Below are 23,257 nucleotides of genomic sequence, written 5' to 3' on the forward strand. Positions count from 1 at the left end.
TCGGGATTTGCTGCCATGAAGCGTCGCTACCGCTGGCCGTTGTGGATTCTCGCCACTGTTGTGGTGTTGCTGGTCGCTCTGCACATCGCCCTGCCCTACCTCGTGCGCGACTATCTGAATGACAAACTGGCCAACATGGGCGACTACCGCGGCCAGATCACCGACGTCGACCTGGCACTCTGGCGCGGGGCCTACAAGATCAACGGCCTGAAGATCGTCAAGGTCGACGGCAAGGTGCCGGTGCCGTTCGTCGATGCGCCGCTGATCGACCTGTCTGTCAGCTGGCACTCGCTGTGGTACGACCATGCGGTGGTGGCGCAGGTGAAGTTCTTCAAACCGCAGGTGAACTTCGTCGATGGCGGGGCCAACAAGCAGAACTCCCAGACAGGTAAAGGCACCGACTGGCGCGAGCAGTTGGGCAAACTGCTGCCGATCACCCTCGACGAGGTGCAGATCAACGATGGCCGCATCAGCTTTCGCAACTTCAACTCAAAACCACCGGTGAACATGAATGCGACCAATGTCGACGCCAGCATCTACAACCTGACCAACGTGGTCGACACCAAGGGCAAACGCGACGCCCGTTTCGAAGGCAAAGCCCTGCTGCTGGGCCATGCCCCGCTGGAAACCACAGCCACCTTCGATCCGCTGAGCAATTTCGAAGACTTCGAATTTCGCCTGCGGGCCCGGGACATCGAACTCAAACGCATGAACGACTTCGCCTCGGCCTACGGCAAATTCGACTTCAACGCCGGCCACGGCGACGTGGTCATCGAAGCCGCCACGACCAAGGGCCAGCTCAAGGGCTACATCAAACCGCTGCTGCGCGACGTCGACGTGTTCAACTGGCAGCAGGATGTCGAGAACAAGAACAAGGGCATCTTCCGCTCGATCTGGGAAGCACTGGTCGGCGGCACGGAAACCGTGCTGAAAAACCAGGGCAAGAACCAGTTCGCCACCAAGGTCGAACTCAGCGGCAGCGTGCACCAGCAAGATATCAACGCGTTCGAAGCGTTTTTGCAGATTTTGCGCAACGGGTTCATTCAGGCCTTCAATGCCCGGTATGAACGGCCGAAGCCGGATGCGGGCTAAGTTTTACGGTTGACGATGTAGTGCCCGGTATCCTCTGCCGCGATCAGTGCAGGCTTCTCCTGCAATGAATCCCAGCCCAGACAGGCCAGGGCCAATGATCGTGGCACCGCTTCACGACCGTTACTGTAGCGACTGATGCTGCGGGCGCTGACACCCAACGCTTCGGCTGCCTCATTCAACGGTAAACCGGTGCGAGCGCGCCAGCCCATGAAAATCCGTGTGTTTTCATCGGGCGAATTTTGTGCGAGCGCGTCCCGGTACAAGGTATCGGCACCAATCTGGATATCCGGTTCCAGCCACTCCACGCTCCAGCCGTCGTCACCCAACTCAGCGGTTGCGAACACTTCAGCGTCCAGTAGAGGAGCGAGCGCCGGATAGGTTTGCAGATCGCGGCTCAAATCCAGGTTCAGCCGTTGGCCATCAATAAAGGTCAGCGACAGGCAAGCATCGCCAAGAGCCTGCACTGCCGCCAACCGTGGCCGCTTCATGGGTAACATCGTTTCCAGTCCTCCAGCAATTGCGTCTGATGGGCCGAAACCCACGCCAACGCTTCCTTGACGATCAGTGGCGGTGCCTCGACGGTTTCCAGGCTCAGCATCACATCCACTCCACCACCGGTCAGGTGAACATGGGGTGGCGGGTGATCCTTCTCACGCAACTGAATGCGGTATTTTTCGCGAAATCGGTATTTGCTAGTCATGCCCGAAGGCTATCGCCAAATCGGCGATACCTGAATACTGGCCTCGTGCCGAAACTGAGTCAACATGTGACGCCCCATTCAGAGACTGAATAAGCCGTCTGCGTTCACAGTCGACCGGGCCGCGCGTTATAGTCGGGCATCCGATTATTTCGCCCCCGCCCTGCCCGTTCAGGTCGGCGTTACCGTTCGAGGATTAGCAGATGAAGTTCGAAGGCACCCAGGCCTACGTCGCCACCGATGACCTGAAGCTGGCGGTCAACGCCGCCATCACCCTGGAGCGGCCGCTGCTGGTCAAGGGCGAACCGGGCACCGGCAAGACCATGCTCGCCGAGCAACTGGCCGAATCGTTCGGCGCCAAGTTGATCACCTGGCACATCAAGTCCACCACCAAGGCCCATCAGGGCCTGTACGAGTACGATGCGGTCAGCCGTCTGCGCGACTCGCAACTGGGCAATGAAAAAGTCCACGACGTGCGTAACTACCTGAAGAAGGGCAAGCTCTGGGAAGCGTTCGAGTCCGAAGAGCGCGTGATTCTGTTGATCGACGAAATCGACAAGGCCGACATCGAGTTCCCCAACGACCTGCTGCAAGAACTCGACAAGATGGAGTTCTACGTTTACGAGATCGACGAGACGATCAAGGCCAAAAAGCGTCCGATCATCATCATTACCTCCAACAACGAGAAAGAGCTGCCGGACGCGTTCCTGCGCCGCTGCTTTTTCCATTACATCGCCTTCCCCGACCGCACCACCCTGCAGAAAATCGTCGACGTTCACTACCCGGACATCAAGAAAGATCTGGTCAGCGAAGCGCTGGACGTATTCTTCGACGTGCGCAAGGTGCCGGGCCTGAAGAAGAAGCCATCGACCTCGGAACTGGTCGACTGGCTGAAGCTGCTGATGGCCGACAACATCGGCGAAGCGGTGCTACGCGAACGCGATCCGACCAAAGCCATCCCGCCGCTGGCCGGTGCGCTGGTGAAGAACGAACAGGACGTGCAACTGCTTGAGCGCCTGGCGTTCATGAGCCGTCGCGGCACCCGCTAAGAGGCTGATGCCATGTTTCTCAACCTGTTCAATGAAATGCGTGCAGCCAAGGTGCCGGTGTCGGTGCGCGAGCTGCTCGACCTGATCAACGCGCTGAAACAGCGCGTGACCTTCGCCGACATGGACGAGTTCTACTACTTGTCGCGGGCGATTCTGGTGAAGGACGAACGGCATTTCGACAAGTTCGACCGTGCGTTCGGCGCCTACTTCAACGGCCTGGAAAAACTCGACGATCACTTGCAGGCGCTGATTCCCGAAGACTGGCTGCGCAAGGAATTCGAGCGCTCGCTGACCGACGAGGAACGCGCGCAGATCCAGTCCCTCGGCGGTCTGGACAAGCTGATCGAAGAGTTCAAGAAACGCCTGGAAGAACAGAAGGAACGCCACGCCGGCGGCAACAAATGGATCGGCACCGGCGGCACCAGCCCGTTCGGCTCCGGCGGATTCAACCCGGAAGGCATCCGGGTCGGCGATGCTGGCAAGCGCCAGGGCAAAGCGGTGAAAGTCTGGGATCAGCGCGAGTACAAGAACCTCGACGACTCCGTGGAACTGGGCACCCGCAACATCAAGGTCGCCTTGCGCCGCCTGCGTAAATTCGCTCGTCAGGGCGCGGCGGAAGAACTGGATATCGACGGCACCATCGACCACACCGCCAAGGATGCCGGCCTGCTGAACATCCAGATGCGCCCCGAGCGGCGCAACACGGTGAAGCTGTTGCTGCTGTTCGACATCGGCGGCTCGATGGACGCCCACGTGAAGATCTGCGAGGAACTGTTCTCGGCCTGCAAGACCGAGTTCAAGCATCTGGAGTACTTCTACTTCCACAACTTCATTTATGAATCGGTGTGGAAGAACAACATGCGCCGCACTTCCGAGCGCACCTCGACCCAGGACCTGCTGCACAAGTACGGCGCCGACTACAAAGTGATCTTCATCGGTGACGCCGCAATGGCGCCTTATGAAATCACCCAGGCCGGCGGCAGCGTCGAGCACTGGAACGAAGAGCCGGGTTACGTGTGGATGCAGCGCTTCATGGAGAAGTACAAGAAGCTTATCTGGATCAATCCGTACCCGAAGGACACGTGGGGCTACACCTCGTCGACCAATATCGTGCGGGATTTGATCGAGGACCAGATGTATCCGCTGACCTTGCGCGGGCTGGAAGAAGGGATGCGGTTTCTGTCCAAGTAATCCGCAATGGCTCCCCCGCCAGCGGCGGGGGAAACAATCAAAAGCGCTTCAGATATTCGACATGCTCCCGGTGTGCAACTTCTTGTACCACCGGGCGCAACCTGACCTTCGCTCCCGGCAGACACTGCGCCAGTCGAGCCAGTGCCAACGGCGTCAACGCTCCCAATCGCGGATAACCGCCAATCGTCTGCCGATCATTGAGCAACACGATTGGCTGTCCGTCCGGCGGCACCTGCACCGCGCCCAGCGGAATGCCCTCGGAAATCATCGGTTTGCCCTGATACTGCAACGCCGTCCCCAGCAACCGAATACCCATGCGATCGGCGCGACTGTCCAATGTCCAGGCACTGTTGAATGCGTCGAACAGGCTCTGGCCGCTGAACTGACCGATCTGCGCGCCGAGCACCAGATCGAGCGGCGCGTCGAGGCGCAGGTCCGGTCGATGCTCTGCCAGGACCTCACGCACCAACAGGGTTTCGCCCTGATAACTCAGCGAAGCGCCCTTGGCCAACGGCAAACCAAAACCATCGAGGCCACCCAGTTCCTCACGCACCACCGTGGCGCTGCTGCCCAGCACTTTCGGCGCACTGAAACCGCCGGGCGCCGCCAGATAGGCCCGCGCCCCCAGCAACGGCTGAGTGAACTTCAAGGTCTGCCCTTTGCGCAATTTGAAACTGCGCCACGGCTTCAGCGATTCACCATCGATCTGCGCGCCAAGATCGGCACCCGCCAATGCCAGCAAGCAATCTTCTTCAGCCACCACCGTGAACCCGCCGAGGGTGATTTCGATCACCGGCAAGTCCAGGCCATTGCCCAGCAGCCAGTTGGCCCAGGCCATCGACCGCCAATCCGCCGCGCCGCCCTGGGTCACGCCCAGATGGCGTACGCCAAATCGTCCGGCATCCTGCAACAGGCACAACGGCGTGCTCGCTTCAATCGTCAGTCGGCTCATGCCAGGGCCTCCAGAGGCGTGTCGTCACCGCCGAGACGGATGAATTCGGCATGACTCACCGCTTCGAAACGCACGGTATCGCCGGGCTGCATGAGGCTGTAGCCATCGCGCTCACGATCGAACAGTTTTGCCGGCGTGCGACCGATCAGGTTCCAGCCACCGGGAGACACCACCGGATACGCGGCCGTCTGCCGCTCGGCGATGCCGACACTGCCGGCGGCGACTTTCTTGCGCGGGGTATTCAGACGTGGTGCCGCGAGAACTTCTTCCACCAGCCCCATGAAGGCAAACCCCGGTGCGAATCCGAGCGCGAACACCTGATATTCCCGAGCGCTGTGACGGCGGATCACTTCTTCCACCGACAAACCGCTGCGTTGCGACAGCAGGCTCAATTCCGGTCCGACGCTAAGGTCGTACCACACCGGCAGCACATGACACTGGCCGCCGGTGCGCGCATTCGGCGACAGGTCGATCAGCGCTTCGGCGATCAATTCCCGGGCCTGACCCGGATTCAATTCGGTCAGGTCGTAATGCACCATCAACGTGGTATACGACGGCACCAGATCGATCAGATGCTCGCCGAACACCGTGCGCAACCGCTCGCTGGCGGCGAGCATCCACGGCATGTTGATTTCGGCGATTTCATCGAACAGACGCAGCATCAGGCAATCCAGTGCCACCACTTCCACCCGCGGATTCATGGCGCGCTCTGCTCGTTCAAGGCCTGACGAATGCGTTCCACAGCGGCCACCGAGCTGGCGTTGTCACCGTGCACGCACAGCGTGTTGGCTTGCAGGTGCAGCGCGCTGCCGTCGCTGGCGGTGAGGTTGTCGCCACGAGCGATGGTCAGCGCTTGCCCGATGATGGTTTCGGAATCGTGGTGCACCGCGCCCGGCAGTTGTCGCGAGACCAGTCGGCCGGCGCTGTCGTAGGCGCGGTCGGCGAAGGCTTCGAACCACAGGGTCACGCCGTATTCGTCACCGAGTTGCTGGGCTGCCGTGTTGTCGCGGGTGGCCATCAGCATCAGCGGCAAGCTGCGATCGTAAGCCGCGACAGCCTGAATCACCGCCCGCAACTGCGCCGGGTTGGCCATCATGTCGTTGTACATCGCGCCGTGGGGTTTGACGTAACTGACTTTGCCACCCTGGGCACGGCAAATGCCGTCGAGGGCGCCGATCTGGTAATGCAGGATGTCTTGCAGTTCCTGGGCGGTGTAAGCCATGGAACGTCGGCCGAACCCCACCAGATCCTGATAGGCCGGATGCGCGCCGATCTGCACGCCGTGGCTCAGGGCCAGGCTGACGGTCTTGCGCATGATGCTCGGGTCGCCGGCGTGGAAGCCGCAGGCAATGTTGGCGCAATCGATGAAGGGCATGACTTCCGCGTCCAGACCCATGGTCCAGTTGCCGAAGCTCTCGCCGATGTCACAGTTCAATAGCAGGCGGCTCACGGTGAACACTCCTGTAGCTGTTGTCTTTTTATGCTGTAGGACAGTTGTCGCAGGTTATCAGTTACTGCGCGTCCAGTTGCTTGCCACGGGTTTCCGGCAGGCTCAACGCCGCGAGGATCACCACGCCGTAGGACACCGCCGCAAAGGCACCGATGCCTACGCTCAGCGGCACTTTCTGGCTGAGCAGGCCGATCAGCAGCGGGAACAATGCCGCCAGCGCCCGGCCGATGTTGTAGCAGAAGCCCTGGCCCGAACCACGAATCCGCGTTGGAAACAGCTCGGTGAGAAACGCGCCCATGCCACTGAAAATCCCCGAGGCGAAGAAGCCCAGCGGGAAACCCAACCACAGCATCACGCCGTTGCTGACCGGCAATTGGGTGTAGAGCAGAACGATGGTGAACGAGCCGACCGCGAACAGGATGAAGTTCTTCTTGCGGCCCAACAGGTCGGTCAAATAGGCGCTGATCACATAACCGACGTAGGAACCGACAATCACCATCGCCAGATAACCGCCAGTGCCGAGTACGCTCAAACCGCGTTCGTTCTTCAGAAAAGTCGGCAGCCAAGAGGTGATCGCGTAGTAACCGCCGAGGGCGCCGGTGGTCAGCAGCGAGGCGCGGATCGTGGTGAAGAGCATGCCGGGGGCGAAGATCTCGTAGAACTTCGAAGGGCTGTCCGGAGTTTGCTTGGCTTTGGCTTCGCGGTAGATCTCCGGGTCTTTCACCAGACGGCGGACGAAAATCACGAACACCGCCGGCACGATGCCGAAGATGAACAATGCGCGCCAGGCATCTTCCGGTGGCAGCACCGAAAACAGCAGCGCATACAGGATCGCCGTCAGCCCCCAACCCAGCGCCCAGCCCGATTGCACCATGCCTACCGCTTTGCCGCGATCCTTGGCCCGAATCACTTCACCGATCAGCACTGCGCCGGCGGTCCATTCGCCGCCGAAACCGAAGCCCATCAGGGTGCGGGCGATCAGCAGTTGTTCGTAGTTTTGAGCGAAGCCGCAGAGGAAAGTGAAGAAGGCAAACCACAGCACCGTCAGTTGCAGGGTACGCACGCGGCCGATGCGGTCGGAAAGAATCCCCGCCACCCAACCACCGATGGCCGAAGCGATCAGGGTGCTGGTGTGGATCAGGCCGGCTTCGCCGGTGGTTATGCCCCACATCGCGATCAGGGTCGGCACCACGAAGCTGAGCATCTGGGTGTCCATGCCGTCCAGACCGTAGCCGATCTTGCAGCTCCAGAAGGTGCGGCGCTCTTGCTGATTGATGTTGCGATACCAGTCGAACGGGCCGGGACGGGCCGCAGTCTTGGGGAGGTCGAGGGTGTCGGGCGCACTCATGGCATGTCTCCGCAGGCTTTTATTGGTCTTGTTCGAAGCTCCGACGACGCCTATCGTGGGAACCGGATGCGTCGATTCTTGGGTGCGTCACCCGGTCGCGTCCAACGAATAAAAACCCGCCCAAGACATAAGAAAAATTTGTTGCCATGAACCTGAAGTTTCTCGAAACCTTCGTCTGGGTCGCCCGGCTGAAAAGTTTTCGCCTGACCGCCGACAAGCTGTTCACCACCCAGGCCTCGATCTCCAGCCGGATCGCGGTGCTCGAAGGCGAGCTCGGGGTGAAGTTGTTCCTGCGTGATTCACGCGGCGTCAGCCTGACGCCTGAAGGCTTGAAGGTGCTGGACTATGCCGAGCAGATGCTCGACACGATGCAGGCGCTGAAGCAGTCGATCGAGACTCGTTCGAGCAAGGTCGGCCGGGTGCGCATCGGCGTGATGGACACAGTGATTCACACCTGGCTCAGCCCGTTGGTGGCGCAGATGACCGATCTGTACCCACGGGTGGAAATCGAGCTGGTGGCGGATACCTCGCTGAACCTCTGCGATCAGCTGCAAAAAGGCTTTCTCGATCTGATCCTGCAAACCGATCTGGTACGCCAGGAAAGCGTGCGCAGCCTGGAGCTGGCCAGCCATCCCATTGGCTGGATCGTCGCCAGTAATTCGATCTACAACCGCGACTACGCAAACCTCGCCGACCTGGCCCAGGAACGGATCATCACCTACTCGAAAAACTCCCGGCCGCATCAGGACATTCTCGCGCTGATGCAGGCCCAGGGTGTGCTGGCGCCACGGTTGAACTGTGTGAATTCGGTGTCGGCGATCACCCGGCTGTTGCGTGATGGCTTCGGTATTGGCGCGTTGCCGCCGGTGCTGGTGGCCGAGGAACTGGCGCGGGGCGAATTGACTCTGCTCGACATCGAACAGCGCCCGCCGAATCTGCAGGTGGTGGTGTCGTGGCGGGTGGGTGTGGAATGGGTCGAGGAGATCGTGACGCTGTGCCAGCAGGTGCTGGAGGGGTATGCGCGCAAGGTGGGCAAGGATTACATCGCTTTAAGTTGATCGTTCCCACTGCGTGGGAACGATGCATCGAAGCTTACAGCCCGCGCACATCCCGGTCTTCGATCGGCCGGCTCTGACGCAGGCGCTTGCCGCCCAGCACCACCCAGTCGATCAGACGGAACAGGCATTCAAGACCGAACGACAGCAGCAGCGCGCCGCTCATGCCCCAGATCATCGCCTCCGGCGTCAGCAGGATCTGGTAGCTGTAACCGTTCCAGGTTTCCTTGCGGATGTCCGGATCGGCGGCCAGCACCACTTGCAGGAAGCGGATGTACCACGGGCCCTGCATCGCCTGGAATTGCTTGTCCAGCGCCAACTGACGGTTGAGCAAGGTGCTCAGGCTGTCGGCATCGCTGCGAAACACCGGGTCTTCGCTGGCGCGATAGTGGGCGACCAGTGCCTGGATATCACCCTTGAAAAACTGCTCGGCGGTGCCCTGGAAGCCGCGCAGACCGGTCTGCGCCTCGATCAGGTGCGCTTCGACCCGCTTGGCGTAATCGTTGATGAAGCCCGGCACCTGGACACCGATCAACAGGCCCGCCGCAAACAACACCAGCCGTAGATAACTGAGCAACATGGGGGTGCAATCCTTATTCGGTCGTGCCCTGACTGACGCATTCGCCGCGTCGCCACAGGCTCCATTGGCCCGGTTCGTAGCGGGTCCAGGTTTCGTTTTCGGTCAAGGGTTCGGTAGCAATCACCGTCACCACGTCGTTGGGCGTGGTTTCGGCCTGGAAATCGACGATCACATCGACATCCTTGAGCCGCGCCGGGCCAAACGGTGCGCGTCGGGTGATCTGCGCCAGTTTGGTCGAGCAATAGCAGAACAGCCAGTCGCCGTCGCTGAGCAGGCAGTTGAACACGCCTTTGCTGCGATATTCGGCGCAGGCCGCGACCAGATCCGGCAGCAGCACCTCTATATCGACCGGTTCCGGAAACGCTGCACGTACGCGGTTGAGCAAATCGCAGAACGCCGCTTCGCTGTCGGTATCGCCGACCGGGCGGTAGAAACTCTTGATCGGAGTGAAGTCGGCGAGCTGGCCATTGTGGGCGAAGCACCAGTTGCGCCCCCACAGTTCGCGGACGAACGGGTGGGTGTTGGACAGGCAGACCTTGCCGACGTTGGCCTGACGAATATGACCGATGACCACTTCACTTTTGATCGGATAACGCTGCACCAGATTGGCGACTTCCGACTCGCTGCTGGCCGCCGGGTCCTGGAACAGTCGCAGCCCACGACCTTCGTAGAAGGCAATACCCCAGCCGTCGCGATGCGGGCCAGTGCGACCGCCGCGCTGCATCAGCCCGGTGAAGCTGAACACGATGTCGGTCGGCACGTTGGCACTCATGCCCAGTAATTCACACATGTGCGGACTCTCGTGATTACAGACGCGGCTCGACGCGCCGACGCTGCGGATTGCTCGGCAGCGGTGGACGACCATAACGATCATCGCCGGCGCCGCCGAACGGTTGATCGCCGTCACGCTCGTCATCGGCCCGGGCGACTGCGCGAGCGGCTTCAGCCTGCTCCCGGCGAGCCTTGGAGGCGCGTTCGATCGGCAGGCGGATCAGCACGAAAATCAGGTACAGGCCGAACACGATCATGGCGTACATGAGCAGCTCGGAAATCGCGCGCCAGGCGTTGTTGCCGACCTTGAACGCCAGATCCAGCGCGGTGATGGCGATGGCCGGGGCGAATTTTTCCTTCACCGGGTCAATGATGGTCGGGCTGAACAGCAATACCGCCATCAATACACGCAGCGGCTCACGCAGCCAGCGCCACATCCAGCGGGTCATGCGCATCCACACCAGCAGGCAGCCCACGGCGGCAAAGGCGTAAAGGCCCCAGGCGATCAGATAGTCGTTCTCGGTCATGGTGTCCATGGCAAGGCAGGCAAAGAGGCGCTTATAGTAACGACTTTTCGCACGTCAGGCTTCCCCGCCGTCCGTGCGGCCCTTATTTGTCATGTCCGAGAGCTTTCCATGCCCGTATCCGCCAACGTCAGCAGCGCCCCGATTGCCCACAAGGCCGCCGGTCACGACCCGTACGCCTGGCTGCAGGAACGCGACACCGACGCGGTGCTCGACTACCTCAAGGCTGAAAACGACTATCAGCAGGCGCAGACCGCCGATCAGGCCGAACTGCGCGAAACCCTGTTCGAAGAGATCAAGGGCCGGATCCTCGAAACCGATCTGTCCCTCCCCTCGCCATGGGGCCCGTACCTGTATTACACCCGCACCACTGCGGGTGATGAATACGCCCGTCACTACCGCTGCCCGCGCCCGGCCGACGACAGCCTGACCCTCGACGAAAGCCGCGAACAGCTGCTGCTCGATCCGAACGCCCTGGCCAACGGCGGCTTCTTCTCCCTCGGTGCCTTCAGCATCAGCCCGGATCACCAGCGCCTGGCCTACAGCGTCGATGCCTCGGGCGACGAGATTTACACCCTGTTCGTGAAGGAATTATCCAGCGAGCGTGTCAGCGAACTGGAATTCCAGGACTGCGACGGAAGCATGACCTGGGCCAACGACAGCCTCACGCTGTTCTTCGGCGTGCTCGACGACACCCATCGTCCGCACAAACTGTTCCGCTACCGCCTCGACGGCACCGCTGCCGAAGAGGTCTTCCACGAGCCGGACGGCCGCTTCTTCCTGCATTGCTACCGCGCCAGCTCCGAGCAGCAATTGCTGTTGTCGCTGGGCAGCAAGACTACCAGCGAAGTCTGGGCGCTGGACGCCAATCAGCCGCACCAGCCGTTCACTTGCCTGGCGCCACGGGTCGAGGATCACGAATATGACGTCGATCACGGCAAGCTCGACGGCGAGTGGACCTGGTTCATCCGCACCAACCGCGACGGCATCAACTTCGCCCTGTATCAGGCGCCGGACACCGGCATCGCACCGAGCGAAGCCGACTGGCAGAACCTGATCCCGCACAGCGATTCGGTGATGCTCGATGGCGTGACCCTCAATGCCGAAGCCCTGACCCTGAGCCTGCGCGAAGGTGGCCTGCCGATCATCGAGGTTCGCCCACACGGTCTGGCGCCTTATCGCGTGCAATTACCGGACGCGGCCTACAGCCTCTACGTGCAAAACAGCCTTGAATTCGAAAGCGACCGCATTCGCCTGCGCTATGAAGCGCTGAATCGTCCAGCTCAGGTTCGGCAATTGATCCTCGCCACCGGCGAACAGACCGTCCTCAAGGAAACCCCGGTGCTGGGCCCATTCGACGCCGACGCCTACGTCAGCCAGCGCCTGTGGGCGACCGCGCCGGACGGCACCCAGGTGCCGATCAGCCTGGTGATGAAACGGGAAATGGTCGGCAAAGCGGTGCCGCTGTACCTGTACGGTTACGGCGCCTACGGTTCGAGCCTCGATCCGTGGTTCTCCCACGCCCGCCTGAGCCTGCTGGATCGCGGGATGGCGTTTGCCATCGCCCACGTGCGCGGTGGCGGCGAGCTGGGCGAAGCCTGGTACCGCGCCGGCAAGCAGGAGCACAAGCACAACACCTTCAGCGACTTCATTGCCTGCGCCGAATTCCTGATCCTCAACGGCATCACCACCGCGCCACAACTGGCGATCAGCGGCGGCAGCGCCGGTGGTTTGCTGATCGGCGCGGTGCTCAACCAGCGTCCGGACCTGTTCGGCGTGGCGATTGCCGAAGTGCCGTTCGTCGACGTGCTCAACACCATGCTCGACCCGGATCTGCCGCTGACCGTCACTGAATACGACGAGTGGGGCAATCCCGAAGAGCCGGACGTCTACGAGCGAATCAAGGCCTACGCGCCGTACGAAAACGTCACTGCACAGACGTATCCCGCAACACTGGTGATCGCCGGCTACAACGACAGCCGCGTGCAGTACTGGGAAGCGGCCAAGTGGGTGGCGAAGTTGCGCGCGACCAAGACCGATGACAATCCATTGCTGCTCAAGACCGAACTGGGCGCCGGCCACGGCGGCATGAGCGGGCGTTATCAGGGATTACGTGACGTAGCGCTCGAATATGCATTTGTTTTCAAGGTTCTGGGCATTGCCTGAGGAACTCCGCCGGTCAGTCAGGTCTTAATTCCGGGCACCGGGAGCCGATAAGTAGATCGGCCCCCGGTGGCGAGCCTGCCACCCGACACAACAAAAAGACCGCACGACATGTCAGAACCCACTCTACTGAACAACGAAATCCGCGACTGGCTGATGGACTGCGGCCTGTTCGATCAATTGCAGCTGGCGGATTTTGCCGCCGCTTCGGGCTACTTCAGCATCAGCACCGTAGCTGAAGGTGAAGCGATCTTTCGCGAAGGCGATGCCGGCAGTTTCATGTGCATCATCCACACCGGCCAGGTGGCCGTGCAGAAAACCGGCGCCGACGGCCAGGTCGTGACCATGGCCACGCTGCGCAGCGGCCGGGCGTTCGGCGAAATGGCCGTGCTCGACGGCGAACGCCGCTCGGCAACATGCGTGGCGGCGAGCAATTGTCAGTTGCTCAACCTCGGCAAGGACTCGCTGGAAAAAATGCTCAACGATGCGCCGAAGATCGCCGCCAAGATCATCCGCGCCCTCGCTGTCTCCCTCTCCAAACGCCTGCGCATGGCCGACGGCCAGCTCGCCGCCCAGCAGATCTAGCCTCCCGGGGATTTGGGTTTGCTGTCGTTCTGTTCCAGGCCCGGCAATGGCTGATCCTTGGTCGGCGGGCTGGGCATTTCGATCGGCACCAGCGGCGGGCCGCCACTGCCGGGGCCGGCCTTGGGAATCGGCACCGGGCTGATCTGCGGATACGGGGTTGGCGTCGCAGTACCGGGCGAGCCCGGTTGCGGTGTCGGGCTGACGGGAATCGTCTGTTGCGCCTGTACGGCAGTTATCGAGAGCGCGGCCAGGGTAATGACCGTTAGAATGGTGCGCTTCATCAAGGGCTCCGTTGGCCTGAAGTCTGCCTTCAGGCTACTCCCAACGCGCCGGCTTGCCTTCCCCCCTGTAGAGATTTCCATGAAACGTTTCGTTCTGCTCGACACCACGCCGATCCCTGACAACGGTGGCGCCCTGTGCCTGTTCGAGTATGGCGAGGATTTCGTCATCAAGATCCAGGGCGGCGACGGCGGCCAATTGATGAACACCCGCATGCATGGCTCCGAAGACGCGCTGGCCGAGATCCCGTGCCGCAAGGTCGCCGGCCGGCCGAACTCGCGCGTGTTGATCGGCGGCCTGGGCATGGGCTTCACCCTCGCCTCCGCACTTAAGCATCTGGGCAAGAGCGCCGAAGTGGTGGTCGCCGAACTGGTGCCCGGCGTGGTTGAGTGGAACCGCGGCCCGCTCGGCGAAAAGTCCGGGCGCCCGCTGCTCGACCCGCGCACGGTGATCCGTCAGGAAGACGTGGCGAAGGTGCTGCAAAGCGAGCCGAACGGTTTCGACGCAATCATGCTCGACGTCGACAACGGCCCCGAAGGCCTGACCCAGAAAGCCAACAGCTGGCTGTATTCCGCCGCAGGCCTGGCCGCGTGCGCCAAGGCGATGCGGCCCAAAGGCGTGCTGGCGGTGTGGTCGGCCAGCGCCGACCGGCAGTTTTCCGACAAATTGAAGAAGGCCGGTTTCAAGGCCGAGGAAGTCCAGGTCTTCGCCCACGGCAACAAGGGCACGCGCCACACGATCTGGATTGCCGAGAAGCTCAAGGGCTGAGCTAAACTTGCCTCATAACCGTCATTAGTCTTTCTACAAAGGTGAACCCATGAGTTCGTCCACCCCGACCAACACTTCGAAGCTGGATCGCATCCTCGCCGACAACCAGCGCGACAAGGAAATGGGCTACCGCGACAAGGCCCTGAAGATGTACCCGCATGTGTGCGGCCGCTGCGCCCGTGAGTTTTCCGGCAAGCGCCTGAGCGAGCTGACCGTGCACCACCGCGACCACAACCACGACAACAACCCGCAGGACGGTTCCAACTGGGAACTGCTGTGCCTGTATTGCCACGACAACGAACACTCGCGCTACACCGACCAGCAGTATTTCGGCGAAGGCTCGCTGAGCACGCCGAAAATCGCCAAGGCCACGCACAATCCGTTTGCGGCGCTGGCCGGGTTGATGAAGAAAGAAGACTGAAGATCTTCACGGCCTCTTCGCGGGCAAGCCCGCTCCCACAGGTTTCTCTGGTGTACTCAGGATTTGTGAACGACAGAGATCACTGTGGGAGCTAGCTTGCTAGCGATGGCGGTGTCTCGGACACCGCCAATCTCAAACTGAACACCCCTCCCCCAATCCCCGTATAATCGCCCTCTTTTTCCCGAAGGCACCCCGCTCGTGGCAGACAAACGGTACAGCTGCATTGGTTTGTATAACCCCAAATCACCGGAAAACGTCGGTTCGGTGATGCGCGCCGCAGGCTGCTACGGCGTGTCGACCGTGTTCTACACCGGCAAGCGCTATGAGCGCGCCGCCGACTTCGTCACCGACACCAAGCGCGTGCACTACGATATCCCGCTGATCGGCATCGATGACCTGAAAAAGATCCTGCCGCTCAACTGCGTCCCGGTCGCCGTGGAACTGGTCGACGGCGCCCGCCCGCTGCCGGAATACACCCACCCCGATCGCGCCCTGTACATCTTCGGCCCCGAAGACGGTTCGCTGGATCAAGAGATCCGCGACTGGTGCGAAGACGTCGTATACATCCCGACCACCGGCTGCATGAACCTCGCCGCCACGGTCAACGTCGTGCTTTACGACCGCATGGCCAAAGGCCTGAACACCCGCTCCGGGCCGAAATTCCGCTGAAACACCGCATATCCGATGGAACGAGCTGACCGCCTGCGCAGTCAGCTTGTTTATCGATTACTCATTGCCTGGAGAAAGATCATGACCGAGCTCAAACGCGTCGAGCGTATCGAATCCACCCCGTTCCAGAGTCGTTCCGAGCAGAACGTCGAAGGCTGGGAGCGCATCGGCTCGCTGGCCGGCGGCGTGATCATGGTCGGCAAGGGCCTGCGCCGCGGCGGCGTATTCGGGCTGATTCAGGTGGCGATTGGCGGCGTGGCCATGGCCCGCGGCATCACCGGCCACAGCTCGGTGAAAAGTCTGCTGGAGAAAAGCCGTCAGGACATGAACAACGTCCGGGCAAAGATCGAGCGGGCCGGTGAAGAGCTGAGCAAGCTCAAAGCCAATGCCGAAGCGGCGACGAAGACCGCCACCGTGACCGGCAATGACTCGGTGAAATCGCCGAAAGCCGGGGTCTGACCGCTACCGAAGCAACCCGGTATCAAGGACTTTGGACGACTCGCCGAGAATGCTTTCGGCGAGTTGCACGAACTCTTTGGTGTCCACCGTCCCCAGGTGCATCGCCCCGCGCAGCACGTCATCCAGCGAGCGCTTGTTGCGGGTCTTCAGGCGAATCTCGCCGTCCAGCTCCTGCAACAGCAGCACTGCTTTCGACAGCTGCGCCGGGCTGATCTGCTCGCCGCGCAAAGTCGTGACCTTCTGGCTGTCCTTGGCCAGCTTCGCCTGCAACGCCTGATAACGCTCGTCGCTCATGCCGCCGGCACGGCGCACCAGTTCGATCGCGTAATACTCGGCAAAACCCTCGCTGATCCAGTCGCTGCGCTGCTCGTCGTTGATCCGTCCGCACACCTGCGCCAACTCGCGCACAAGAGCGCTGCTGCCGCTTTCGCTGACCAGCGGCAACCGCGTGTTGAGGTAGATCGACTCCCGTGCCGCCAGGCTGCCGCGCCACATCGGGTCGTTGGCACCGACGATCAACAGTTTGCTCGGATGGCGCGGAAACACCGCCTGCACTTGCGGCCAGACGAACGTCAGCAGCGTCAGCACATCCATCCGGCGCATGCCCTGCCCTTGCGGCGAGGCCACGGTGACTTCGGTTTCCCCCAGCCGGGTGCGGCGGCTGCCGAGGTGGCCGGCGAGCATCCAGCCGGTCGGGCGGTCGAACAGGCGTGACGGATTGTCGATGCGGAATTTGTTCTTGCCGATGCGCGGCCAGGCGGTTTCGACGCTTTTCCAGCCATCGGGCAATTCGAAGTGCAGGCGCGCGACCAGTTCGATGCCGTCCTGTTGGTCGAGCCTGGCCGGCGGCACCAGTTCATCGCCGCGCATCAACGCCCAGGTCGGGGTCATGCGCGTGTCGAAGCTGCCGTTCTTGCGGCCGTGGCTGATGCGCACGCGGTAGGTCAGGCTGGCCTTGTCCGCCGTCGGGCGCCATACGCCGCGTGCGTGTTGGCCCGGCGTCAGTTGCCACTGGCCGTCAGCCTTGAAGTCGCTGTAGTGGCTGCCATCGCCAAGGTCGAAATCCAGACTGCGCACCGCTTCTCCTTTGGCGAGGGTCAGGCGCACTTCGGCCTGATCGCTCTGCGGCAGCAGGCGTACCTGATAATCCAGATCGACTTTCTTCGCCGCCCACACCGGCGCACTCAGCGCCAGCAGCGTGACGATCAGCGCCCGGCGCAATCCCGTCGCCATACCTGCTCCTTGGTCAATCGTTAACCTGCGCGGAAAATCAGGTGATCTTCCCAGTCGTCTTCCGGCACGCTGCCTTCGGCTAGCATGCGCCCGGACTGGGAAATCCGTTCGTGGTGCACCGCGTCGCGATCACCGCAGACCAGGTGATGCCACAGCGGCAGATCCTTGCCTTCGCTGACCAGCCGATAACCGCAGGTCGGCGGCAGCCATTTGAACTCTTCGGCCTGACCCGGAGTGAGCTGGATACAGTCCGGGACAAACTTCATGCGGTTCGGGTAATCGCTGCACTGGCAGGTTTTCAGATCCAGCAGTTTGCAGGCGATGCGCGTGTAATAGACGCTGTTGTCTTCTTCATCCTCGAGCTTCTGCAGGCAGCACAGGCCACAACCGTCGCAAAGCGATTCCCATTCCTCGTGATCGAGTTGATCGAGGGTTTTGCGTATCCAGAACGGTTCGACTTTGGCGGCCATGGCTCAAGCATCAACATCAGGTGGTGAAAAGGCCGCCAGTCTAGTGCCCAAGGCCCCGTGGGCCAAGCGCTGGCGACTGCCGGTTGTGCGGGGCTTGTCAGTTTTTGCGCGGCCAAGTAGCTTTGCCGGTCTCACCAGGCCTTTGCCGGATGCCATAAACGCTCGACCACGTTGCATCCGGTGAACTGCTGGCTTGCGCCACAACCCCATCGTTCAGCCCAACTGATCCCGCCGGGTTTCGCTTCCAACCTGTCCTCAAACGTAGCAAGGAATCTCTCGATGAGTGCCAACCCTCGCGTTGCCGAATACGCCATTCACCCGCAGTTCACCGATCGCTGGTCGCCCCGCGCCTTCACCGGCGAAGCGATTTCCGAAGAAACCCTGCTGAGCTTCTTCGAAGCCGCGCGCTGGGCGCCATCGGCGTACAACTCGCAGCCGTGGCGTTTTCTCTACGCCCGTCGCGACACGCCAAACTGGGAGCGTTACCTGGGCCTGCTCAATGAGTTCAACCGCAGCTGGGCCCAGCACGCTTCGGCGCTGGTGATCGTGATTTCGAAAACCACCTTCACCGCACCGGGCGCGACCGAGGAAACGCCAGCGCTGTGGCACACCTTCGACACCGGTTCCGCGTGGGGTCATCTGGCGCTGCAAGCGAGCCTGAGCGGCTGGCACACCCACGGCATGGCCGGCTTCGATCAGGAGCTGACCCGCAAGGAGCTGAACATTCCGGAAGGTTATGCGCTGCACGCCGCCGTTGCGGTGGGCAAGCTGGGTGACAAGGCAACCCTGGCGGATTACCTGCAAGCACGTGAAACGCCGAGCCCGCGTCGTCCGCTGAGCGAACTGGCGGCTGAAGGCGATTTCACCCTCTAAGCCACACTGCAAAATGAACTGTGGGAGCGAGCTTGGTCCGGGCGGCGATCCGACGAAGGCGTCGGTTGATTCAACATCTTCGTTGAATGTACTGACCTCTTCGCGAGCAAGCTCGCTCCCACCGTTTTTATCGCGACGAATCAGTAACCGCGTGCGAAATCCACTTCCCCGCGCAACGCCTCTCCCGCCTGATACGCCCGCAAGTTATCCAGAAACAACTGCACCATCATCGGCGGAGAGGTCGGCGCCGAGCTGTGCCCGGTCAGCAGCAAGCCCCACGCGGTCCAGAACGGATGCCGTTGCGGCAGCGGTTCCTGACGGCAAACGTCGATCACCGCGCCGGCCAGATGGCCTTCCTTCAACGCTTCGACCAGATCCGCATCGACTACGGCCACACCGCGCCCGGCGTTGATGAACAACCCGGTCGGCTTGAATTGCTTGAACAGCGCCGCGTCGTAGATATCGTGGGTGTGCTCGGTGTTGGGCAGCAGATTGACCACGTAATCCGCCTCGCCCACCAGACGCGGCAAGTCCGCCATCGAACCGACTTCGACAAAAGGCGCCTGTTCGCGGGCGCTGCTGGCGATGCCGTACAACTCGACGCCGAACGGCAGCAGGAACTGCGCCACGCTCTGGCCGATGTCACCAGTGCCGACGATCAGCACTTTGCGTCCGACCAGACTCTGGCCGGTGCGGTTGTCCCACTTGCGCTCGACCTGGCTGACCAGCCGCGCCAGCACTTCGCGCTCGTGGCCGAGCATGTAGGTCAGCACGTATTCAGCCATGACCTGGCCGAAAATGCCGACCGCCCGGGTCAGGCGGTAATCCCGGCGCAGGCCGTCGGCCAGCAGCGGCGTGATCCCGGCCCAGGTCGATTGCAGCCATTGTGGCTGATGGCCCTGACGCAGCAGGGTCGCCAGCAGATCCGGCTGCCCCAGCCACACCGGGCAATCGACGGCCTGGCGGGCCAGTTCGGCGGAGTCGCCGCTGGTCAGCACTTCCAGCTCCGGGGCTGCCTGACGCAGCAGTCGGGCGTATATCGCGTGGTCGTGTTCAGCAATCAGAACGCGCATCTTCAAACCTTTCGCAAACCGTGCAGGCGGCCGCCCACTTCGTGGCAGCCGTCGCCGTAAAAACCGTTCCAGGGGTTACAAGAGGCCCAGGACAGGGCCTCGCGGATCAGACCGGGTCGTTGCGTCGCAGCAACTCTTCGGGCAAGTGCTCGATGTACTCTTCCTCGGCCGGTGGCATTTGCAGGTGATAGCCCTGCTTTTCGAGGTTTTCCAGGACCACGGCGATGTCTTCGCTGGCCAGCTTGCGCTCGGGGGTCAGCACCAGGTCGAAGGAATGCTTGGCCTTGCCGAACGCCGCCATCAGACCTTCCGGCACGCGCTCCAGCGCATCGCTCTTGAGCACGTACAGGTACATGCCGCTTTTCTTCGAACTTTGGTAAATGGAACAAATACGTTTCAAGGCTGTTCTCCGGCGGTGGCCAGGCTGTCGAGCAGCTTCTGGCCCATCAATTCGCGGCGCCAGCCACGCAGCGAATCAGGCAATTGGTAAGGGCCCTCGGGGAAGCCGCTTTTGACCAGCGCTTCGAGGGTTTTCTTGCGCAGCATCAGTTCCGGCGCGATGCCCAGACGTTCGGCTTCGGCCTGACCGAGCGCCCGCAGCTGTTTGATCAGCGCGGCGGCTTCGATCGGCAGCGGCTCCGGCACGGCTGGCGGCCATTGATCAGGCCCCACACTGCCAGAGCGCTTGATCAGATCAAGCAGAAACTCGCCGTCCTGACGCACGGTACGCGGGTGCATGTCTTCGATCTTGCCCAGCGCGCTGAGGTTGTCCGGTTGGGTCCGGGCCAGCGGCCACAGCGAGTGTTCACGGACGATGCGGTTGCGCGGCAAGTCGCGGGCGCGGGCTTCGCGTTCACGCCAGGCACACAGCTCACGCAGCACGGCCAGTTGGGCGCGGGACAGTTTCCACGCCAGTTTGGCCTCGCGATACACCTCGTACGGATCGGTCTCGCGGCGCAGGTTGGCGACCAGTTCGGCGCCGTCCTCCAGCACCCAGGCGAATTTGTCGTCGGACAGTTTCGGACGCAGTTGTACGAAAACCTCCGCCAGATGCACGGCGTCTTCGGCGGCATAGCTGATTTGCGTGTCGGACAACGGACGCTGCAACCAGTCGGAACGGGTTTCGCCCTTCGGCAGTTCGATGCCGAGCACTTCCTGCACCAGACGCGAATAGCCCATCGAGAACCCGAGGTTCAGGTAGGCAGCGGCCAGTTGGGTGTCGAACAGCGGCGCCGGCAGGCTGCCGGTCAGGCGCAGCAGGACTTCGAGGTCTTCGCTGCAGGCGTGCAGGACTTTGAGCACCGCCGGGTTTTCCAGCAACGCGGCCAAGGGTTGCCAGGCGTTGATGGTCAGCGGGTCGATCAGATAAGCGCGTTTGCCGTCGCCGACCTGCAACAGGCCGGCAATCGGGTAGAAGGTGTCGACCCGCATGAATTCGGTGTCGAGGGCAACGAACGGCAGCTGCTGCCACTCGGCGCAAAACTGCGCGAGGCTATCGTTGTCGCGAATCCAGTGAATATCGATGGCCACACGGCTCTCCCTTCAAGAATGGCGCGCAGTATATATCGCCACCGGCGCTTTCCGCGCCTCTACAGGGCAAGAGCTTGATGAAATCTCCTGCCTGAGGGAAAGAATAGTCTTACAGAGTGAGTCTGCCGGCTCAGTCCTTGGCCAACACCCCGTCGATCACCGCGCCCCGGCAGCCGGCAAACATGTCCAGATCGGGCTGGTAGACCTTGCTCTGCACTTCCAGCAGACCGAGCATCGAGTGGAACAGATTGTCCTGGCTCAGTGGCTTGTCGCGGCTCATTTGCAGGCAATGAGTGTCGACCGAGTAGGACTTCTGATAGCTGTCGGAGAACCACGCCAGCATCGCCACGTGTTTCTGCTGCTCCGGCGCCAGCATGTACGGCGTGCCGTGGAGGAACAGGTTGTACTCGCCCAGGGATTCACCGTGATCGGACAGGTACAGCATGGCGGTATCGACCTTGTCCTGATTGCTGCGCAGCACATCGATCAGGCTCGACAGCACATGGTCGGTGTACACCAGCGTGTTGTCGTAACCGTTGACGATGCTTTCGCGGCTGCAATTGTTCAGCGCGTTGCTTTCACACACCGGGGTAAAGCGCTCGTATTCCTTCGGATAGCGCTTGAAGTATTCCGGGCCATGGCTGCCCATCTGGTGCAGGACCAGCACGGTGTCCTTGTCCAGGTGATCGATGAAACTTTGCAGGCCCTGTAACAGGATTTCATCGCGGCATTCGCTGTTGGCGCACAGCGCCGGGTCTTTAAGATTGCTGACGTCCTGGAGGGTGACGCGATCGCAGGTGCCCTTGCAGCCGGACTGGTTGTCGCGCCAGATCACGTCGATCCCGGCACGCTTGAGCACGTCCAGCAATCCTTCTTCATTCTTCGCCTTGCTGGCGTCGTAATCCTTGCGGCCCATGTTGGAGAACATGCACGGCACCGACACGGCGGTTTCCGTGCCGCAGGAATGCACGTCGGTGAAGGCGATCAGGCCGGCTTCCTTGTCCAGTTTCGGCGTGGTGTCGCGGTCATAACCGAGGATACCGAAGTTTTCCGCCCGGGCACTTTCCCCCACTACCAGCACCGTCAGGGATTTGCGCGGATGGTTCTGCGCGGCGACGTTGCGCTGGGCGTCTTCGCCGATCGTGACGAACGGTTGCTGCGCCGAAGCCACCTGCTCACGCAGATAACCGGCCGAGGCGCCGATGTAGTTGCTCGGCACCAGCATCAGGCGAATTTCGTGGTGATTGCGAAACAGCGACGACAACCCTTGATAATTGGCCAGCGCAACGCCGCCAATGACCGCGACCGACGCGACACTTACCACAACTTTACTTAATAACTCGCGATGCCAGCGACGATAGTTGACTGGAACTTTCCACAACAACCAGGACGGCAAGATACCCAGAAAAACGATATAAGCCAGTAACTTCAAAGACAGCAGATCGCGCACTTCAGTGGCATTGGTTTCGGCAAAGTTGCGAAACATGCCGGCATCGATCAATACACCGTATTGGCTCATGAAATAAGCCACGCCGGCGCTGACCATAAACAACAACGTCAACACTGGTTTCAACACGGGTCGAAACGCCAGCAACGTCAGCACGATGTTATACGCCGCGAAGATCATCACCCCGAACGCAATGCGCATGGCAATGCCCTTGCCGTCCGCAGCGGTGATATCGAACAGGTGTTGCCAGAGAACGAAATTGAATCCGGTCAAAAGAAAGGCGCTGGCAAACAACGTCACCCATTCCGGGCGCACGGCTTTTAACTTGAACATGGCGAGGGGCTATTTCCTTGAAAGAAGTGCCGTCGTCAATTGTGAAAATTTCATTGACTCAGACAACACAAACTTTAAGCAGGCAACCATCAATTTTTTGTGAAAAAGAAGCCAACGATTAGTTGGCCCATGAAATAACCATGAAACTTTCGGAGTATTTGAGAATGGTTCAGCTGTGGTTCAGTCGCGGGCGACGTGGAGCCGTATCGAATTTCTCGATACCGCTCCCAATTTTCTGATTTGCC

At 61.2% G+C, this 23,257-nt stretch carries 27 protein-coding genes; 11 read left to right on the forward strand and 16 right to left on the reverse strand.

Going from position 1 to position 23,257, the window contains the following annotated elements; all coding sequences use genetic code 11:
• The first annotated feature begins 15 nt into the window (after positions 1-15).
• Positions 16-1,092 (forward strand): DUF748 domain-containing protein, encoded by a 1,077-nt coding sequence (locus AC1Q9F_RS06145; protein ID WP_492619761.1) that lies wholly within the window; start codon positions 16-18, stop codon positions 1,090-1,092.
• Here AC1Q9F_RS06145 and AC1Q9F_RS06150 read toward each other — a convergent pair.
• Together AC1Q9F_RS06150 and AC1Q9F_RS06155 are read right to left on the reverse strand one after the other, a co-directional pair.
• The gene (locus AC1Q9F_RS06150) at positions 1,089-1,589 is read right to left on the reverse strand and encodes a DUF2442 domain-containing protein (protein ID WP_492619760.1); all 501 of its coding nucleotides are present in this window, start codon (positions 1,587-1,589) and stop codon (positions 1,089-1,091) included. The two genes, AC1Q9F_RS06145 and AC1Q9F_RS06150, sit on opposite strands and share 4 nt — an antisense overlap.
• A complete protein-coding gene (locus tag AC1Q9F_RS06155; RefSeq protein ID WP_492619759.1) occupies positions 1,577-1,792 on the reverse strand; it encodes a DUF4160 domain-containing protein in 216 nt (71 codons plus the stop codon). Before AC1Q9F_RS06155 ends, AC1Q9F_RS06150 begins: the two co-directional genes overlap by 13 nt.
• Positions 1,793-1,992: 200 nt before the next feature.
• Here AC1Q9F_RS06155 and AC1Q9F_RS06160 point away from each other — a divergent pair, with 200 nt between their 5' ends.
• The gene (locus AC1Q9F_RS06160; RefSeq protein ID WP_007911294.1) at positions 1,993-2,838 is read left to right on the forward strand and encodes an AAA family ATPase; all 846 of its coding nucleotides are present in this window, start codon (positions 1,993-1,995) and stop codon (positions 2,836-2,838) included.
• Positions 2,839-2,850: 12 nt separating this feature from the next.
• A complete protein-coding gene (locus AC1Q9F_RS06165; RefSeq protein WP_492619758.1) occupies positions 2,851-4,029 on the forward strand; it encodes a vWA domain-containing protein in 1,179 nt (392 codons plus the stop codon).
• Between the two features lie 37 nt (positions 4,030-4,066).
• Here the strand turns inward: AC1Q9F_RS06165 and AC1Q9F_RS06170 are convergent, their stop codons facing one another.
• From AC1Q9F_RS06170 to AC1Q9F_RS06185, 4 genes are all read right to left on the reverse strand, one after another.
• Positions 4,067-4,981 (reverse strand): 5-oxoprolinase subunit C family protein, encoded by a 915-nt coding sequence (locus AC1Q9F_RS06170; RefSeq protein ID WP_492619757.1) that lies wholly within the window; start codon positions 4,979-4,981, stop codon positions 4,067-4,069.
• The gene (locus AC1Q9F_RS06175; protein ID WP_492619756.1) at positions 4,978-5,682 is read right to left on the reverse strand and encodes a 5-oxoprolinase subunit B family protein; all 705 of its coding nucleotides are present in this window, start codon (positions 5,680-5,682) and stop codon (positions 4,978-4,980) included. The genes AC1Q9F_RS06170 and AC1Q9F_RS06175 overlap by 4 nt, the downstream gene beginning before the upstream one ends.
• Positions 5,679-6,431: a 5-oxoprolinase subunit PxpA gene (locus AC1Q9F_RS06180; RefSeq protein WP_492619755.1), complete on the reverse strand. Its 753-nt coding sequence runs from the start codon at positions 6,429-6,431 to the stop codon at positions 5,679-5,681. Before AC1Q9F_RS06180 ends, AC1Q9F_RS06175 begins: the two co-directional genes overlap by 4 nt.
• 61 nt (positions 6,432-6,492) lie before the next feature.
• On the reverse strand, positions 6,493-7,779 hold the full coding sequence (locus AC1Q9F_RS06185) for an MFS transporter (protein ID WP_492619754.1): 1,287 nt from the start codon (positions 7,777-7,779) through the stop codon (positions 6,493-6,495).
• 146 nt (positions 7,780-7,925) lie between these two features.
• On the opposite strand from AC1Q9F_RS06185, the gene AC1Q9F_RS06190 reads away from it, so the two are divergent.
• The gene (locus tag AC1Q9F_RS06190; protein WP_492619753.1) at positions 7,926-8,837 is read left to right on the forward strand and encodes a LysR family transcriptional regulator; all 912 of its coding nucleotides are present in this window, start codon (positions 7,926-7,928) and stop codon (positions 8,835-8,837) included.
• A gap of 34 nt (positions 8,838-8,871) precedes the next feature.
• Here AC1Q9F_RS06190 and AC1Q9F_RS06195 read toward each other — a convergent pair whose 3' ends face one another.
• From AC1Q9F_RS06195 to AC1Q9F_RS06205, 3 genes are read right to left on the reverse strand one after another with little or no spacing between them, the layout of a single operon-like run.
• Entirely contained in the window at positions 8,872-9,414 is a 543-nt protein-coding gene (locus tag AC1Q9F_RS06195; protein WP_007956487.1) for a DUF2937 family protein, read from the reverse strand.
• Between the two features lie 13 nt (positions 9,415-9,427).
• A complete protein-coding gene (locus AC1Q9F_RS06200; protein ID WP_025110635.1) occupies positions 9,428-10,204 on the reverse strand; it encodes a class II glutamine amidotransferase in 777 nt (258 codons plus the stop codon).
• A gap of 16 nt (positions 10,205-10,220) precedes the next feature.
• Positions 10,221-10,721, reverse strand: coding sequence for an MFS transporter (locus AC1Q9F_RS06205; RefSeq protein WP_492619752.1), 501 nt, complete (start codon positions 10,719-10,721; stop codon positions 10,221-10,223).
• Between the two features lie 99 nt (positions 10,722-10,820).
• Between AC1Q9F_RS06205 and AC1Q9F_RS06210 the strand changes: the two genes are divergently transcribed.
• Positions 10,821-12,875, forward strand: a complete 2,055-nt coding sequence (locus AC1Q9F_RS06210) for a S9 family peptidase (protein WP_492619751.1) — start codon at positions 10,821-10,823, stop codon at positions 12,873-12,875.
• Between the two features lie 108 nt (positions 12,876-12,983).
• Positions 12,984-13,457, forward strand: a complete 474-nt coding sequence (locus tag AC1Q9F_RS06215; RefSeq protein WP_262194407.1) for a cyclic nucleotide-binding domain-containing protein — start codon at positions 12,984-12,986, stop codon at positions 13,455-13,457.
• On the opposite strand, the gene AC1Q9F_RS06220 is transcribed toward AC1Q9F_RS06215, so the two are convergent.
• Positions 13,454-13,738: a hypothetical protein gene (locus AC1Q9F_RS06220; protein ID WP_039772629.1), complete on the reverse strand. Its 285-nt coding sequence runs from the start codon at positions 13,736-13,738 to the stop codon at positions 13,454-13,456. The two genes, AC1Q9F_RS06215 and AC1Q9F_RS06220, sit on opposite strands and share 4 nt — an antisense overlap.
• Before the next feature lie 79 nt (positions 13,739-13,817).
• Between AC1Q9F_RS06220 and AC1Q9F_RS06225 the strand changes: the two genes are divergently transcribed.
• The 4 genes from AC1Q9F_RS06225 to AC1Q9F_RS06240 all read left to right on the forward strand — a co-directional run bounded on the left by AC1Q9F_RS06225 (position 13,818) and on the right by AC1Q9F_RS06240 (position 16,053).
• Entirely contained in the window at positions 13,818-14,504 is a 687-nt protein-coding gene (locus AC1Q9F_RS06225; protein ID WP_011332930.1) for a spermine/spermidine synthase domain-containing protein, read from the forward strand.
• Between the two features lie 49 nt (positions 14,505-14,553).
• Positions 14,554-14,925, forward strand: coding sequence for a YajD family HNH nuclease (locus AC1Q9F_RS06230; RefSeq protein WP_007944009.1), 372 nt, complete (start codon positions 14,554-14,556; stop codon positions 14,923-14,925).
• Between the two features lie 198 nt (positions 14,926-15,123).
• Complete coding sequence (locus AC1Q9F_RS06235) at positions 15,124-15,594, forward strand: RNA methyltransferase (RefSeq protein WP_007958066.1); 471 nt, start codon at positions 15,124-15,126, stop codon at positions 15,592-15,594.
• 81 nt (positions 15,595-15,675) lie between these two features.
• Positions 15,676-16,053, forward strand: coding sequence for a YgaP family membrane protein (locus AC1Q9F_RS06240; protein WP_007958064.1), 378 nt, complete (start codon positions 15,676-15,678; stop codon positions 16,051-16,053).
• A gap of 3 nt (positions 16,054-16,056) precedes the next feature.
• Here AC1Q9F_RS06240 and AC1Q9F_RS06245 read toward each other — a convergent pair whose 3' ends face one another.
• Entirely contained in the window at positions 16,057-17,286 is a 1,230-nt protein-coding gene (locus tag AC1Q9F_RS06245) for a hypothetical protein (RefSeq protein WP_492619750.1), read from the reverse strand.
• 20 nt (positions 17,287-17,306) lie between these two features.
• Positions 17,307-17,756, reverse strand: coding sequence for a YcgN family cysteine cluster protein (locus AC1Q9F_RS06250; protein ID WP_007958058.1), 450 nt, complete (start codon positions 17,754-17,756; stop codon positions 17,307-17,309).
• Positions 17,757-18,035: 279 nt separating this feature from the next.
• Between AC1Q9F_RS06250 and AC1Q9F_RS06255 the strand changes: the two genes are divergently transcribed.
• Entirely contained in the window at positions 18,036-18,629 is a 594-nt protein-coding gene (locus AC1Q9F_RS06255; RefSeq protein ID WP_085605592.1) for a nitroreductase family protein, read from the forward strand.
• 140 nt (positions 18,630-18,769) lie between these two features.
• Here the strand turns inward: AC1Q9F_RS06255 and AC1Q9F_RS06260 are convergent, their stop codons facing one another.
• The 4 genes from AC1Q9F_RS06260 to AC1Q9F_RS06275 form a co-directional block, all read right to left on the reverse strand.
• Entirely contained in the window at positions 18,770-19,702 is a 933-nt protein-coding gene (locus tag AC1Q9F_RS06260) for a D-2-hydroxyacid dehydrogenase (RefSeq protein ID WP_007958054.1), read from the reverse strand.
• A gap of 106 nt (positions 19,703-19,808) precedes the next feature.
• The gene (locus AC1Q9F_RS06265; protein ID WP_007958052.1) at positions 19,809-20,102 is read right to left on the reverse strand and encodes a YcgL domain-containing protein; all 294 of its coding nucleotides are present in this window, start codon (positions 20,100-20,102) and stop codon (positions 19,809-19,811) included.
• Entirely contained in the window at positions 20,099-21,232 is a 1,134-nt protein-coding gene (gene rnd, locus AC1Q9F_RS06270) for a ribonuclease D (RefSeq protein ID WP_007958043.1), read from the reverse strand. Before rnd ends, AC1Q9F_RS06265 begins: the two co-directional genes overlap by 4 nt.
• Before the next feature lie 130 nt (positions 21,233-21,362).
• Complete coding sequence (locus tag AC1Q9F_RS06275) at positions 21,363-23,012, reverse strand: phosphoethanolamine transferase (protein WP_492619749.1); 1,650 nt, start codon at positions 23,010-23,012, stop codon at positions 21,363-21,365.
• Positions 23,013-23,257 lie beyond the last annotated feature (245 nt).

This window comes from Pseudomonas sp. GW823-FHT04A03 (assembly GCF_058796615.1).